The following is a 14641-nucleotide window of genomic DNA, read 5'->3' on the forward strand; positions in this document are numbered from 1 at the left end:
CGGTCTTTTGTATTTTTATTCCGTGATTTATGCACTGTATCAGCGCCTGAAATTCCATTCCTCTGACTGGTAGCGCTCTGCGGCCAGCTGCTGCACCTCTTGTTCTTGGACGGTGGTCAGCTCATATTCTTCAAGGCCGGCATTCAGACCGTCGGCAAATCCTTCCTTAAATGCTTTGCGCAGATCGCCAAGGGTAAATGGCGTATCCGTCAGCTCATTAATTGCTACAGCTTTATTTTTAAAGGTTTTCTGCATTCTTTCCCGCACGCGCTCGCTCGGATATTTAAACAAATCGAACAATTTATCCTCATCAAGATCCAGAATAATCGAACCGTGCTGAAGGATAACGCCGCGCTGTCTCGTCTGGGCACTCCCCGCAATTTTCCGGTCCTCCACCACCAGCTCATACCACGATGAGGCATCAAAACAATTAGCCGAACGGGGATTTTTCAAAGAATCCTCTTCTTCCTTCGTTTTCGGCACGGAAAAATAAGCATCCAGGCCGAGCTTTAAAAATCCCTGCAGAATCCCTTCCGACAGTACGCGGTAGGCTTCTGTCACCGTTTCCGGCATTTCGGGATGATCTTCTGAAACGATGATGCTGTAGGTCAGCTCCTGATCATGCAAAACCGCCCGACCTCCCGTCGGCCGGCGCACAAAACCTACGCCGTGCTTTTCCACTGCATCCATATCAATATCTTTCTTCGCCTTTTGGAAGTAACCGACCGAAAGCGTAGGCGGATTCCAACCGTAAAATCTGATTACCGGCGGAATCAGTCCTTCACTGTGCCATTGCAGCAGTTTTTCATCGAGCGCCATGTTATAGGCTGGTGACTGATTGCCTGAATCTATAAAAAGCCAAGTATCTTTTGCCATTAATGTTCATCTCTCTTTCTCGATTTTTCCATTTCCATTGTAGCAGAGATCACTGCTTTCTATATATAAAAATGACAGCCCGTTAATTAGAAATCTAGCAAAGTACCAGGGTTATGCGTTATAATTAATCTGCAATCGACCCGGAAAGAGGTGAAATAATATATATGATATTTGAATGGCTATGGATAGTGTTTATTGCGGTATTAGTTTTTCTTATTGTACGACGGTTTGTCGGCCCGAAAGACTTAACTGCATTACCACAGGAAGATTTTATTAAAGGCTATCGTAAAGCCCAGCTTATCGATGTGCGTGAGCCGAAAGAATATGACGGCGGCCACATCCTCGGGGCCCGGAACATTCCTGTTTCCCAAATGAAGCAGCGGATGGTGGAGATCCGGGAAGACCAGCCTGTTTATTTATACTGCCAATCCGGCATGCGTTCAAAGCAAGCTGCAAAATTGATCAAAAAGCATAAGGGAAACCGGGATATCTATCACCTGAAAGGCGGATTCAAGCGTTGGACAGGTAAGATCAGCAAAAAGAAAAAAAGCGCATAATTAAAAGGAAGAGCTGGCATGCTCTTCCTTTTTTTATATCTTTGAAGTCCGAAAACCTCATCGATTTATTTATTTCATGGACTTGAGCGACGTTTCAGTATTATATGTCAGCACTGGCTTACGTGCTGCCAGCGTCTCGTCCAGCCTTCCGACTACGGTAGTGTGAGGAGCCTCCTGCACCATTTCCGGGTCTTCCTCTGCTTCTCTGGCAATCCCGATCATGGCGTCTGCGAACGCATCAAGCGTTTCTTTCGCTTCGGTTTCCGTCGGCTCGATCATCATGCACTCTTCGACGTTGATCGGAAAATAAATGGTCGGCGGATGGTAACCATAATCAAGCAGGCGTTTAGCCATATCGAGCGTACGTACGCCGAGCTTCTTCTGGCGGCGGCCCGAAATCACAAATTCGTGCTTGCAGTGACCGCCGTATGGGAGGTCAAAATACGGCTCAAGCCGTCTCATTAGATAATTGGCGTTTAATACAGCATACTCTGATACTCTTTTGAGTCCCTCTGCTCCCATCGTACGGATATACGTGTAGGCACGTACGTTAATGCCAAAGTTACCGTAATACGGCTTGACGCGGCCGATGGAATGCGGACGGTCTTTATCCCAGTAGTACTTACCATTTTCTTTTGCAAGCACCGGCCCCGGCAGATAAGGGATCAGCTCTTTTTTTACGCCAACCGGCCCGCTGCCGGGCCCACCGCCTCCATGAGGGCCCGTGAATGTTTTATGCAGGTTCAGGTGAACGACATCAAATCCCATGTCCCCGGGTCTTGTGATGCCCATAATAGCATTGGAGTTCGCCCCGTCATAATAGAGCCGGCCGCCAGCCTGATGGATCGTATCGGCCATTTCCATAATATCTTCCTCAAACAAACCGAGTGTATTCGGGTTCGTGAGCATGAGGGCAGCCGTTTTTTCGCTCGTTACTTCTTTTAAATGCTCAAGGTCCACCAGTCCGCGTGCATCGGTCCGGACCGTTACATGATCGAATCCTGCCACCGTTGCTGAAGCAGGGTTCGTCCCGTGCGCAGAGTCGGGCACGATTACTTCCGTGCGTCCCGTTTCTCCGTTCGCTTCGTGAAGCGCCCGGATCAGCATCAAACCGGTCCACTCTCCCTGGGCACCGGCCGCCGGCTGCAGCGTCACTTCATCCATACCGGTTATTTCAGCAAGCGCCTGCTGCAGGTCGTACATCATTTCGAGATTCCCCTGCACCTGTGCTTCCGGCTGGTACGGATGCGTCGAGGCAAAACCGGCCATGCGGGCCGTTTCTTCATTGATTTTCGGATTGTATTTCATCGTGCAGGACCCGAGCGGGTAAAAGCCCGAATCCACTCCGTAATTTCGATTCGAAAGCGCCGTATAATGTCTCATCAACTGCAGTTCAGATACTTCCGGCAGTGCCGGCTCTTCTTCCCGGATATTAGCCCCGGGCAAAATATCGCTCAGGCTTTGTTCAGGTATATTTGTCTCAGGAAGGGAATACGCTACCCTCCCTGGTTTGCTTTGTTCGAAAATTAACGGTTGGTTAGGCTGTTTCATGTACAAGCACCTCCAAATGTTTGGCAAAGGTTTCCAGCTGTTCTCTTGTGCGAAGTTCAGTCACACATACGAGCATCTGGCCTTTTTTATCCGCCGACACTTCACCTAAATCATACCCGCCGATGATCCCCTGCCTGAATAGCTGTTCATTCACTTCTGCCACTGGACGGCCGAGGTCAACCACAAATTCATTAAACGATGGCGCCTCATGGACAAGCTCAATGCCTTTTTGTTTGAGCAGCTGTTTAAAGAAATGAGCACTTTTAACATTTCTTTCTGCCGTTTCCTTCAGCCCTTTTTTACCGAGAGCCGTCATTGCGACAGAAGCAGCCAGCGCGTTCAGAGCCTGGTTTGAACAAATGTTGGATGTCGCTTTATCCCGGCGGATATGCTGCTCTCTTGCCTGCAGCGTCAGTACATAACCCCGGCTTCCGTCTTCATCCTCCGTCTGTCCGACAAGACGCCCGGGGACCTTCCGAATATGCTTTTTAGTGGTGGCAAAAAATCCGCAGTGCGGTCCGCCAAACTGCATTGGAATACCAAGAGGCTGAGCGTCTCCTGCCACAATATCCGCTCCGAAGCTTCCCGGCGGCGTCAGAACGCCGAGCGCAAGGGGATTTGCCGACACTATCATCAGCGAGTTTTCTTTATCGGCTGCCTGCCTTACAGCAGCTAAATCTTCAATAGTACCGTAAAAGTTTGGGTACTGCACAATCACTCCTGCGGTATCAGCATCGATCATGTCTTCAAGCTTAGCCATATCCGTATGCCCGTCCTTTTCGGGAACGATTTTCACTGTAAGTCCGGGCCCGGCAGCGTATGTTTTCAATACATCGAGCGCTTCAGGGTGAACCGTTCCAGAGACGACAACGGTACGGCGCCTCCCTCTGTTTTCACTTGCGGCCATCAGTGCTGCTTCTGCGAGCGCCGTCGGCCCGTCATACATGGACGAATTAGCAATATCCATTCCCGTAAGTTCACTGATCATCGTTTGAAATTCAAAGATTGCCTGCAGCTCGCCCTGCGAAATCTCCGGCTGGTACGGAGTATATGCCGTGTAAAATTCCGAGCGCCGGAGCACATGATCGACGACTGTCGGTATATAATGCTCGTACACCCCTGCCCCGAGATAGGAGACGCAGTCCTGCACGCTGGTATTTCTGTTACTGAGGCGCTTCATTTCCTTTAGAAGATCCGTTTCGCCAAGAGCCTTCGGCAGATTCATTTCTCCGGAAAAGCGAATATTTTCCGGTACGTCCTCAAACAATTCACCGATCGAATCCACACCGATCGTTTTAAGCATTTCTTCTTTATCCTCGCCGGTTACCGGCAGATAGCGATAATCCATTCTGGTGCCTCCTCTGTTTATTTTTCCCGTTTATAAAAGGGCACAGCTGCCACTTTTGCGCGTTTGGCTTTGCCCCGCACATCCACTTCGACAGCCTGACCGAGATTCGTCCATCCAATATTCAGAAGTGCAAGTCCCACATTTGCTTTCAGCGTCGGCGACTGAGTGCCCGTAGTTACCCAGCCGATTTCCTCTCCGTCATCATTGTGTACCATGTAACCCGGGCGCGGAATTGCTTTATCAACCATTTCGATCCCGACAAGTTTACGTTTTAATCCCGCTTCTTTTTGTTTTTTTAAAGCTTCTTTACCAATGAAATTATCTTCCTGCTTCAGCTTTACGCAAAAGCCTATGCCTGCTTCAAGCGGCGTAATATTTGCGCTCAGCTCCTGGCCGTAGAGCGGCAGCTTCGCTTCAAACCTCAGGGTGTCTCTCGCGCCGAGACCGCATGGAATGAGTCCTTCGGATTCTCCTGCTTCCATGATCGTCTCCCAGCTTCGGATGGCCTCTTCAGCCCGGCAGTATAATTCAAAGCCGTCTTCTCCGGTATAGCCGGTTCTTGAGATGATAATATTTTCTGCTTCTCCGACTGAAGCACCGGCAGCAAACCGAAATGGCAGAATCTCTGCAAGAGAAGCATCGGTTACTTTCTGCAGCACCGTTTCTGCCACCGGGCCCTGTACAGCGATTAGTGCTGTTTCTTCCGAAATATCGGTAATACTTACGTTTTTCGTTACGTGGCGGCGAAGCCATTCCAGATCTTTTTCAATGTTAGCTGCGTTCAAAACGAGCATGTATTTTTCTTTTTCGAGCTGGTACACGAGCAGATCGTCAACCGTACCTCCATCTTCATAACACATGGCGGTATAAAGTGCTTTTCCGGGTTCTGCATTTTTTATGTTGTTTGTGAGCATATACTGTAGAAATTCAGCAGCACCCTCTCCTTCTACGATCGCCTCACCCATATGGGAAACATCGAACAGACCAGCCTTTGTACGAACCGCCTCGTGCTCGTCTTTGATGCCGGAAAACTGAACAGCCATTTCCCATCCGCCAAAATCGACGGTTTTTGCTCCGTGTTTTTCATATACCGGATACAGGGGTGTTCGTTTTAATTCTGCCAAGAAAATCACCTCATCATTATTTTCTGAAAAATCAAAACAGTAAAAAGCATAAAAAAGACAGAACTCCATAAGATATGGAAGCTCTGTCCTATAACCAGAAAGTTTCTCCTTTCCGTCGTACGGAAAGAGTGTCTTCGTGGGTGGCTTCTAAAAGAAGCGCTCTCCAGAGGAGCGTCCAGTAAGAGTCTGTTTGCCTGAGAGATTCACCTGTTACGGCTTGCTCCTTCGGCGCTGCCTGGCAGTCTCTCCCCTTACCATCATCCGCGCATTATATGTACATCTTTATTTGCTCATATTCTATCACTAATTCAGATAAAAACCAATGCTGAAAAAAATTAACCCGAACATTTCCGATAAATTGTACTCCATCATTCGTTTATCACTTTGGATCAATCATTTCTTCTCACTGTAATATTGTTTATACTAAAATCAGCATAAAAATTGGAGGGAAACTATGAACTGGAAACAGCTTCCACTGGGACCACTGCAGACAAACTGCTATGTTCTGTACGATAATGATAAAAACGCCGTAATTATTGATCCGGCCGGGGATGCCGATAAACTGCTCACCTATCTTCAGGAAAACGAGATGCGTCCTGTAGTCATTCTGTTAACACACGCCCATTTTGATCATATCGGTGCGCTTGATGCCGTGCGGGAAGCCTACAATATCCCTGTTTATCTTCATGAGCATGAAAGGGACTGGCCTGGGGACGCCCAAAAAAACGGATCCGGACGCATGATGCCGGAGGCTGCGTTTACTGCAAAGCCCGCGGATCACCTTCTGCAGTCTGAAGGAACGCTTCAATTCGGCAGCTTTGAATTCCAATGGCTTCATACACCGGGCCATTCGCCGGGAAGTGTTTCCTATTGGCATAAAGAAACCAACACAGTCTTCTCCGGCGATGTATTGTTTTCAGGTGGTGTTGGACGTACTGACCTTTACGGAGGTGACATGGATACGCTGCTAGCCTCTATTCACGAGCAGCTGCTTGAACTCCCGGAAAATACAATAGTAGCCTGCGGCCACGGCCCCTTCACCGATATCGAAGCCGAAATGGATTCCAACCCCTTCATTAATGGGTTTGGCGCATAAAAATAAAGACCTCTGATTTTAAATTAGAGGTCTTTTAATATTTTAATACAGTAAATGAAATTATTTATGCATTCCCGCCCAGTATCAGACGGTTAGTACTTTAATCGTTTTCTTCGATCCATTGATACACATGCTCGCGCAGATCCTCTTCGGTTTCACCACCTTCTGCAGGGTGGTCTGCTTCGGCCATCGGCTTCACTGTGTACTGATCCTCAGGGCCCGGTACAACCTGGGTAAAATCAACGTCAGGCTCTGTAATCTTCACGTCTTCGCCGTCTTTTTCCACATCGAATGTAGCAATACCGCCTGTATCGGTATATTCCTGATCCTGACCGGAATAGAAATTGCCGAGAGAATAATAAACAAGCGTTTCATTTCCTTCTTCACCCTCCACCCATTCCATCGGCTGAAGCACGTGAGGGTGATGACCAATAACTACGTCCACTTCCTGGTCTGCAAGAAATTGGCCCAGCTCTTTTTGTTCTTCATTCGGAAGGCGCTCGTATTCATTTCCCCAGTGCATATTGACGACTACGATGTCCGCATCATCTCTCATCGCTTCGACATCTTCCTGTATTTGTTCTTTATCAATTTTCTTCACGACATATTCATGCCCCTCCGGCACCTCGATGCCGTTCAGCCCATATGTATAGGAAAGCACACCCATGTCTACGTCCTTTACATCTACAATACGCTGCCGCTCTGCATCTTCCTCGTCCTTATAGACTCCCACGTAATCCATACCTGTCTGCTCATAATGATTAATCGCATTGTTTACAGCCTCCATTCCACGGTCAAGCGTATGGTTATTGGCTCCGGAGAGCATGTCCACTCCGGCATCCTGAAGATCGTCTACAATTGCATACGGACTGTTAAAGGAAGGATAAGCCGATAAACCAAGCTCCTCGCCGCCGGGTATTGATTCCTGGTTCACAATCGTGTAATCCGGTTCTTCAAGCATCGGAGCAACTGCCTTCAGCGCCGGAGTGAAATCGTACTCCCCGTCTTCTTCCATTCTTTTATATACACGCCCGTGCAGCAAAACGTCTCCCGCCGCGCCAATCGTAACGCTTTCATCTTCCTGCTTCTGATTTTTGGAATCTTCTTCTGTCTGTGCTTCTGAATTTTCATTCTGCGCCTCCGGGGCTTCATTCTGTGTCTCAGAATTTTCATTTTCCCCGGCGCTGCTGCAGCCACTTAAAAGGAAAATCCCGCACGTCAATCCATAATACAATTTTCGCATGACATCCTCTTTTCTTTTAAATAGAATTCCTAGTCTAAATATACTATAAGTTTACTAATATATTCATTGGAATTGAAGAGGTTTTCATGTATTTTTTATGTCTGCCGGGGCGAAATATTTCTTTTTCCACATACAGCCAGCGTCCCCAGGACACCCGCAAGCGGAACGATTATCCACCATTCCTGATAAAGCAGAGGGTAAGAAAAATTCTTCGAGGTTATTGGGAATAAAAACTGAGTACCGTTTCCCAGAAAGTCAATCAGCATGGAGCCGACGGCCAGTGTAAAAAATGAAGCTGTCCAGGCTTTTGGGAATCCTCCCCCGAGCACGCGGCGGACAACCGGAGCGAACGCTGCCGCAATAAATGGCACCGTCAGCAGCGTATGAAAAATATAATTGCCAAACAGCTTCGGGATATCAGGCACAATCACCATCACACCGAACGCCATCACCTTCAAGCGTTGTGAAACAATTAAATCCGGATTTCCGTAAAATATATACATTACTGCCGCGCCGGTCAGCAGATGCAGCAGTGTACTCGGTACATGTTCAATCAATACTTCAATCACAGGCCGTTCCTTCTTTCTGCTAAAGATGATTATTTTATTCACGGTTTTCTATTCTCATAAACTTCCTTCAAAACGCTATAAACGGCTGGGTTGAATGAGACAGCTTTCGGGGTATGAAAAGAAAAGCAGCCAAACTATTGTCAGGAGGAATTTTATAATGACCCCCGTAGAAAAACCGTCCGCGCTAAACCGGGCGCGAAAGAAAAAAGCCCCCGCCATGAAGGCAGAAGGCGAATTTGCCCGCCAGCTCAAAGCTATTCTCGTTTTTCAGCAAATCGATAAGCAGACCGCTGACAAAATGGACAACAGCTTCCGGCCGAAAAAAACGATTTACGCTCTCACTGGAGAAAAGTTGAGTATGAAAGATATTGCGTTTGTAATCAAATTGAAAGGCTTTAACGGCCTTTACCGTTTATTTTCCGCTTACAAGGCTGTTTGTCACACAAACGACCTCGGGGAGCCGGTGATTGTCTTTCAGCGGCGTCCTTAGCCGGCCTGCTAAGAAAGAAGTTACCACCGTTTTTCATTTTCCTGGAAGTACGCTCTGCTTCCAACGGTTTCTGTAGACAAACCATCATCGGCTTCCATATACTATTAGTAGGCAAAATATACAGGTATTTTTGAATCATTACATATTACAGAGGAGTGGATGGTTTGACAAAAGCACCGTTTCGCGCAGAACACGTAGGAAGCTTTCTCCGTCCGGAGCGACTCAAAAAAGCCCGCCGGCAGTACACAGAGGGAGAGTTAAGCGCCGGGGCGCTATGGGACATTGAAAATGAAGAAATTGCTGCTCTTGTTGAAAAACAAAAAGAAGCTGGTCTTCCGGTCGTAACAGATGGTGAATTCCGCCGCGCATGGTTCCATCTCGATTTTATGCAGGAGGTCGAAGGGGCAGAATTTATTAAATTGGACCATGGGCTTGTATTCAGCGACAATACGGAAACAAAAGCCGAGGGGGTTAAAGTTGTTAATAAATTAGCCTTCAGCGACCACCCTGTTGTCCGCGAGTACGAATTTCTGCACAGCCTGAAAGGGGAGCACGCCGCCCGCGTGACAGTTCCAAGTCCGAGCATGTTTATTTTCCGGACTGTAACCGAAGAAGAAAAAAATGTCTATCAGTCGGAAGCTGAGCTGTTTTCAGACCTCGTGCAGGTGTACAAGGATACGATACAGGCTCTTTACAAGGCTGGCTGCCGCCACCTTCAGTTTGATGATACAACCTGGTCTTTATTTCTCGGAGCTGAGAAGGATAAGGATCTCGTACTTTCCGGCGGCTTGCTTGAAGCACGAGGCCTGGACCCGAAAGAAACGATGGAAATGTTTGTAAATACTGTCAATGAAGCGATCGCTGATAAACCTGAAGATATGCGGATATATATGCATGTCTGCCGCGGCAACTACAAGTCCACCTATGCATCCAGCGGCAGCTACGACGCCGTTTCAGAATATATGTTCAGTAAATTAAACGTCGACGCCCTCCTGCTGGAATTTGATGACGAGCGCTCCGGAGGCTTTGAGCCTTTAAAGTATGTGAACCGCAGCGATCTTCAGGTAGTTCTCGGTTTAATCACTTCAAAATTCCCTGAACTTGAGGATACGGATTTAATTAAATCCAGACTGCAGGAAGCAGAAAAATATGTACCACTTGAACAACTTGGTTTAAGCCCTCAATGCGGCTTTGCTTCTACCGAAGAAGGCAATATTCTCACTGAAGAAGAGCAATGGGCGAAAGTTCGCCACGTCGTTTCTCTTGCCGAAGACGTCTGGCAATAAGCATTCGGAAAAAGAAGCCGGCGTTTCCCGGCTTCTTTTTTAACAGGTGCGTATGACAATATTTCTTATCAAAGCACCCGGGTACGTAAATCTTTTCTGGCATTTAAGCCAGTCCCAATATTATAATTTCAGTAAGTATAAAAAAGGTGGAAGATAAAATGGTTATGGAAAGAGACATGGAATCAATCAGGAAGCTTTTGATTGATCTGAAAGAGCAAAAGCCCGGATTCAGCCTCACATCTAAAAACGAAGAAACCGATTATTATATGTATCTGCTCACCGACGGAGGCCTGATCGAGGCTACCCGGCATAAAACCTTGAGTAAGCAGGTGACAAGCTACCATAATATTAAAATTACATTTGCCGGCCATGATTTCATCGATGTTGCCGAAGACGACAATATTTGGAACAAAACAAAGGAAAAAGCCATGGAAAAAGGATGGTCGATGTCAAATATCCCTCTGACTGTCCTGACAGATTTACTTAAAATCACTCTTTATCAGCATTTAAGCAACGACTGACGCACAACTAATTTCTCACGATTTATGTTTTCCACATAGCTTTCTGCAGGCCTCCTGATGATTCAGGGGGTTTTTTGTTGTACTGCCGGAGTGTTTTCTCCCCGCCCTGTCCCCTTTTTTCTTCTGCAGCATATTTTGGCTTTACTGATTTTTATAGATTAGTTCATTCCTCACGAAAAATCAGAATTAGGTTATTTTTCTCACGTTTTTCATTTGTAATATTACGTTCGTTTTTTCAATCAAATCTTAAGTTCAATTGCCCTGAAACCCTTTATCTATAAGCGTTTTATAAATATTACACATAATTTCTCATATATTTCATAAAGCTTAATCTTGTTACGTTTGCATTACATTCGTCCTATTCGCTTGAAAGTTCTTCTCCTGCGAGTTAAATTTACAAACGTGCGATAGGTTATTTCAAAATATACGCATCCAATACTAATTCGTTTATGTCCATTCACCCTTAATGCTTACTAAATAAAAAAACTTTTATACTCTCCGAGGAGGAATTTTTCAACCATGATGAAATCTACGAAAGCTTCACATTGGATCGGCGGCGCAGTTCTTGGTACAGCTCTAGCTTTTGCAGCACCAGCGGTAAGTGACGCATCAGACAGCCTGCTAGTCCAGGGGGACTCCAATGACTCTGTATCCGAAGCCCAATCTGTACTCGATGATAAAGGATATTACGATTATGAAGTAGACGGGATTTTTGGTTCGATTACGGCAGCAGCTGTACGTGATTTTCAGGCTGATGAAGGTCTTACGGTCGACGGCATCATCGGGCCAAATACAAAAGCAGCGCTGTACGGAGAAAGCTCCAGCAGCTCAAGTGAAAGCGATGTTGAAGAAAGCTCTGAAGCAGACGACAGTGATAATGAAGCAGTAGAATCTGCCTCCACTTCCGAAAGCAGTAGTTCTGAAGATACCTCCGGCGGAGAGTCCATGACAGTCGAAGCGACTGCTTATACAGCAGACTGCGCAGGCTGCAGCGGTATTACAGCTACCGGTGTAAACCTAAATACCAACCGCTATGCGAAAGTAATCGCTGTAGACCCTGACGTTATTCCACTTGGCTCTCAAGTACAAATTGAAGGTATGGGTACTTATACCGCAGCGGATACCGGCGGAGCGATAAACGGAAACCGTATTGACGTTCACGTTCCAAGCAAGTCCGAAGCTTATTCCTTCGGCCGCCGAAGCGTGGAAGTAACTGTAATAGATTAATCTACTTATAAGCTTTATAAATATAGAGCCGCCTTACCATTTTGATGGAAAGGCGGCTCTATTGCATTTACTCGTTTACCACTTAGTATATGGTAGAAATTTGCCGTTCAACGTGACAACCACCCGGTCCCCTTTTGGATCTTCCTCACGTTCTACATCCATTTTAAAATCGATGGCGCTCATAATACCATCACCAAATTCCTCATGAATGATTTCCTTTAATGTCGTTCCGTATACCTGAGTAATTTCGTGAAAACGGTAAATAAGCGGGTCTGTTGGAACACCTTCACTTAAAGAACCTTTGTAAGGTACAGCCATCAGTTCATGCTTGATTTCTTCATAAGGAACTTCGAGGTAGTTAATGAGCGCGTCTGCTTCTTTTTCGTCCATTGATGCCTGTCCCTGAATAACAGCAGCAACCCAGGTTTTATTGCGGCCCACAGCTTCAGCTAGATCCTGATAAGTAGCTCGCTTCCTGTTTTTTGCTTCTATCAGCTTGGCGGTGACTTCACTCATTTCCATTATTTTGTCCCCTTCCTTATTCTGTTCTCCTTCACTTTAACATGCAGCCATTCCTCTGATACATGCTTTTTGCCATCTTCTTTTAGACGTCTTCCATTCCACCTGCTTTAACCCTAGTTCCAAAAGCTTATTTTTTATTCATTCGCTATCATTTTGTTTCAAAAAGATGCATGAAGGATATATGTATAGTTACCTGCATATTTTTATGCTGTTTTTAAAAGTGAATAAAACCTGCTTCAGCAGCAATGAGTTAGACCATTGGGAGCTAATCATAAGCTGAAAAGAAAAAGCCTGACAGCTGATTCTTTTTAGTTCCAGACATGCACCGGGTGCTTCTGTGACTAAAACAGATTATTTCTATTACCCCACGAAGGAGTGCTTGTTATGTCTTATTATTCTCCCTATATTGTTACGACTGTAGCTGACGCCAACTATGCAGAACACACAGCCGTTTCTTTTACCTCTCTGCTCACGAACACTACGATGCCGGAGAGAATCGAATTTCACATTATTGAAACCGGCTGGAGCAGCTATCAAAAGCAAATGCTCGAGCAGCTCGGAGCCCATTTTAAATCCCGTGTCGTTTTTCACGCCATCGACACAAACAAATATAAAAACCTTTTTCAGGCGAATCACAAATATTCTTATCATATTACCAATGCTGCCTATTACCGGTTGTCCATACCGTACTTGTTTACGGATGCAGACAAAGTATTGTATATCGACTGCGATACTATCATTCAGGAAGACATTACAATTTTATGGAAGATTCCTTTGCGGCGCCAGGTTATTGCTGCAGCAGAAAACTTCGGCGGATTTTACCGTAACGACGATTTGTTCATGCCGCCGGAAGCTAAATATTTCAATTCCGGTGTCATGATGATTCACGTGACGAATTGGAAAAAACACCAGGTGACCGATCAGGTCGTACAGTTTATCCAAAAGCATGAGAGCCGGATGCTTTATCACGATCAGGACGGCTTAAACGCTGTGCTTTACAATCATTGGTTTGAGCTTCATCCTAAATGGAATACAATGACCGATATGTTTTTGAAGGCTGTGCCTGATACCCGTCAGGGGAAAAAGGTGATGAGCGCTGTCGAAAAGCCGGCTGTTATTCATTTTACCGGCCCGGAAAAACCCTGGCAGCCAAACACTAAACACCCTTTAAAGCATTTGTATCATGAATACGCTGCCCAAAAAGATGAAATTGTCGTAAAGCCTACTTCCCTTTAATACCAGTGCCGCTCTTTTAATCAAAAGAGCGGCTTTATTTTGTTTCAGACTCCTTGCTGCTGCAGACAAATATTAAATAATTAATGTCTTTATCCACGTCCCAGATAATAAATGGATCGATCACTTCCCGCGGCATCCGTGTCAGTAAATCTGTTTCTTCGATGATACCTTTTACGAGGGAGGTTTTTGCTTCTTCCACTTTCTCTGCATATCCTTCTTCAAGAAGCTGGCGTTCTACCGGGGTCAATACATTCGTTCGTTCAATCAGCACTACACGGTGATTTAAAGGTTTTGTATTTACCGAAGCAGACAGACCTTCTTTGTTTTCTCCTGCTTTTTTTACGACGCTGTTTAATTCCTCCTGCCACTTTTCCACGATCCCGGATTCCGCAGGCGCATCAACTGTACCGAAAATTACTCCAGAGCGTTGATCGAGATTCCAGTTTGTATAAATATCAAGTATTTCCTTCCCTGTGACCGCTTCGAGTTCTGATTTTATATCTGCATAAAGAACGCTCATCAGCATCTCTCTCAATTCTTCCACTTTCCTGCCCTCATTTTTTTGGATTAAAATTTGTTCCATCGGTACCAAAAAATCACGGATATGGACACAAAAATAAGGCGGAGCCCACGTAGTATGTACTGAGATCGGACCTTTTCCAAAGCTTTCCCTCAAAACCTTTCCAATATATCCAGCTATCGCTGATTGTACTTCCTTTATTTCTGACATCACATTCTTCTCCTTTTCTTCCAAACCTCATTTTGTTTTGCTTTTGCTCTTGCGCGGTCTTCACAGAAGAAACGCAGGCTTATAAAAGCATAAAAAAAGCCACAGAGGAAAAATATCCTTTGTAGCTTACCGTTTAGCTCAACTGTCTAACGATCCTGCATCATTTACTGTGTATTAAATTTTACAGGGAGCCGCCAGAGACGAGTCCCGGGGTTCATTTCCTGGCAGTGTAACGACTTATTTTCAGCCCTATTGTCTAAAAATT

15 protein-coding genes and 2 riboswitches are annotated in these 14641 nt (G+C 45.8%); of the genes, 7 read left to right on the plus strand and 8 right to left on the minus strand.

What is annotated here, in order from left to right:
• Nucleotides 1-39 precede the first annotated feature (39 nt).
• Nucleotides 40-876, minus strand: coding sequence for a lipoate--protein ligase family protein (locus tag ACTRXF_RS14870; RefSeq protein WP_474261832.1), 837 nt, complete (start codon nucleotides 874-876; stop codon nucleotides 40-42).
• 164 nt (nucleotides 877-1040) lie between these two features.
• On the opposite strand from ACTRXF_RS14870, the gene ACTRXF_RS14875 reads away from it, so the two are divergent.
• Nucleotides 1041-1433: a rhodanese-like domain-containing protein gene (locus ACTRXF_RS14875; protein WP_474261831.1), complete on the plus strand. Its 393-nt coding sequence runs from the start codon at nucleotides 1041-1043 to the stop codon at nucleotides 1431-1433.
• Between the two features lie 69 nt (nucleotides 1434-1502).
• Here the strand turns inward: ACTRXF_RS14875 and gcvPB are convergent, their stop codons facing one another.
• The 3 genes from gcvPB to gcvT are packed head-to-tail and all read right to left on the minus strand — an operon-like array spanning nucleotide 1503 to nucleotide 5456.
• Nucleotides 1503-2984 (minus strand): aminomethyl-transferring glycine dehydrogenase subunit GcvPB, encoded by a 1482-nt coding sequence (gene gcvPB, locus ACTRXF_RS14880; protein ID WP_474279627.1) that lies wholly within the window; start codon nucleotides 2982-2984, stop codon nucleotides 1503-1505.
• Complete coding sequence (gene gcvPA, locus ACTRXF_RS14885; protein WP_474261829.1) at nucleotides 2971-4332, minus strand: aminomethyl-transferring glycine dehydrogenase subunit GcvPA; 1362 nt, start codon at nucleotides 4330-4332, stop codon at nucleotides 2971-2973. Before gcvPA ends, gcvPB begins: the two co-directional genes overlap by 14 nt.
• A 17-nt stretch (nucleotides 4333-4349) precedes the next feature.
• Nucleotides 4350-5456, minus strand: coding sequence for a glycine cleavage system aminomethyltransferase GcvT (gcvT, locus tag ACTRXF_RS14890; protein ID WP_474261827.1), 1107 nt, complete (start codon nucleotides 5454-5456; stop codon nucleotides 4350-4352).
• An 81-nt stretch (nucleotides 5457-5537) separates the two neighbouring features.
• A riboswitch (glycine riboswitch) is annotated at nucleotides 5538-5625 on the minus strand.
• A gap of 3 nt (nucleotides 5626-5628) precedes the next feature.
• Nucleotides 5629-5717, minus strand: a riboswitch (glycine riboswitch).
• A 193-nt stretch (nucleotides 5718-5910) separates the two neighbouring features.
• Here gcvT and ACTRXF_RS14895 point away from each other — a divergent pair.
• On the plus strand, nucleotides 5911-6552 hold the full coding sequence (locus ACTRXF_RS14895) for an MBL fold metallo-hydrolase (protein WP_474261826.1): 642 nt from the start codon (nucleotides 5911-5913) through the stop codon (nucleotides 6550-6552).
• Nucleotides 6553-6652: 100 nt separating this feature from the next.
• On the opposite strand, the gene ACTRXF_RS14900 is transcribed toward ACTRXF_RS14895, so the two are convergent.
• Together ACTRXF_RS14900 and ACTRXF_RS14905 are read right to left on the minus strand one after the other, a co-directional pair.
• Nucleotides 6653-7795, minus strand: coding sequence for a CapA family protein (locus tag ACTRXF_RS14900; protein ID WP_474279629.1), 1143 nt, complete (start codon nucleotides 7793-7795; stop codon nucleotides 6653-6655).
• Nucleotides 7796-7890: 95 nt separating this feature from the next.
• The gene (locus ACTRXF_RS14905; protein ID WP_474279631.1) at nucleotides 7891-8364 is read right to left on the minus strand and encodes a hypothetical protein; all 474 of its coding nucleotides are present in this window, start codon (nucleotides 8362-8364) and stop codon (nucleotides 7891-7893) included.
• 157 nt (nucleotides 8365-8521) lie between these two features.
• On the opposite strand from ACTRXF_RS14905, the gene ACTRXF_RS14910 reads away from it, so the two are divergent.
• The 4 genes from ACTRXF_RS14910 (at nucleotide 8522) to ACTRXF_RS14925 (ending at nucleotide 11888) form a co-directional block, all read left to right on the plus strand.
• Nucleotides 8522-8854: a hypothetical protein gene (locus ACTRXF_RS14910; RefSeq protein WP_474261823.1), complete on the plus strand. Its 333-nt coding sequence runs from the start codon at nucleotides 8522-8524 to the stop codon at nucleotides 8852-8854.
• A gap of 155 nt (nucleotides 8855-9009) precedes the next feature.
• Nucleotides 9010-10140, plus strand: coding sequence for a 5-methyltetrahydropteroyltriglutamate--homocysteine S-methyltransferase (locus ACTRXF_RS14915; RefSeq protein WP_474279633.1), 1131 nt, complete (start codon nucleotides 9010-9012; stop codon nucleotides 10138-10140).
• Nucleotides 10141-10298: 158 nt separating this feature from the next.
• Complete coding sequence (locus tag ACTRXF_RS14920) at nucleotides 10299-10661, plus strand: DUF2513 domain-containing protein (protein WP_462867742.1); 363 nt, start codon at nucleotides 10299-10301, stop codon at nucleotides 10659-10661.
• A gap of 519 nt (nucleotides 10662-11180) precedes the next feature.
• Entirely contained in the window at nucleotides 11181-11888 is a 708-nt protein-coding gene (locus ACTRXF_RS14925) for a 3D domain-containing protein (protein ID WP_474261821.1), read from the plus strand.
• Between the two features lie 75 nt (nucleotides 11889-11963).
• On the opposite strand, the gene cynS is transcribed toward ACTRXF_RS14925, so the two are convergent.
• Nucleotides 11964-12410: a cyanase gene (gene cynS / locus ACTRXF_RS14930; protein WP_462867746.1), complete on the minus strand. Its 447-nt coding sequence runs from the start codon at nucleotides 12408-12410 to the stop codon at nucleotides 11964-11966.
• Nucleotides 12411-12794: 384 nt separating this feature from the next.
• On the opposite strand from cynS, the gene ACTRXF_RS14935 reads away from it, so the two are divergent.
• Nucleotides 12795-13646 (plus strand): glycosyltransferase family 8 protein, encoded by an 852-nt coding sequence (locus tag ACTRXF_RS14935; protein WP_474261820.1) that lies wholly within the window; start codon nucleotides 12795-12797, stop codon nucleotides 13644-13646.
• Between the two features lie 34 nt (nucleotides 13647-13680).
• Here ACTRXF_RS14935 and ACTRXF_RS14940 read toward each other — a convergent pair whose 3' ends face one another.
• Nucleotides 13681-14376 (minus strand): Na-translocating system protein MpsC family protein, encoded by a 696-nt coding sequence (locus tag ACTRXF_RS14940; protein WP_474279635.1) that lies wholly within the window; start codon nucleotides 14374-14376, stop codon nucleotides 13681-13683.
• Nucleotides 14377-14641 lie beyond the last annotated feature (265 nt).

It is taken from the genome of Marinococcus sp. LNHM3E3-2.2 (assembly GCF_056034385.1).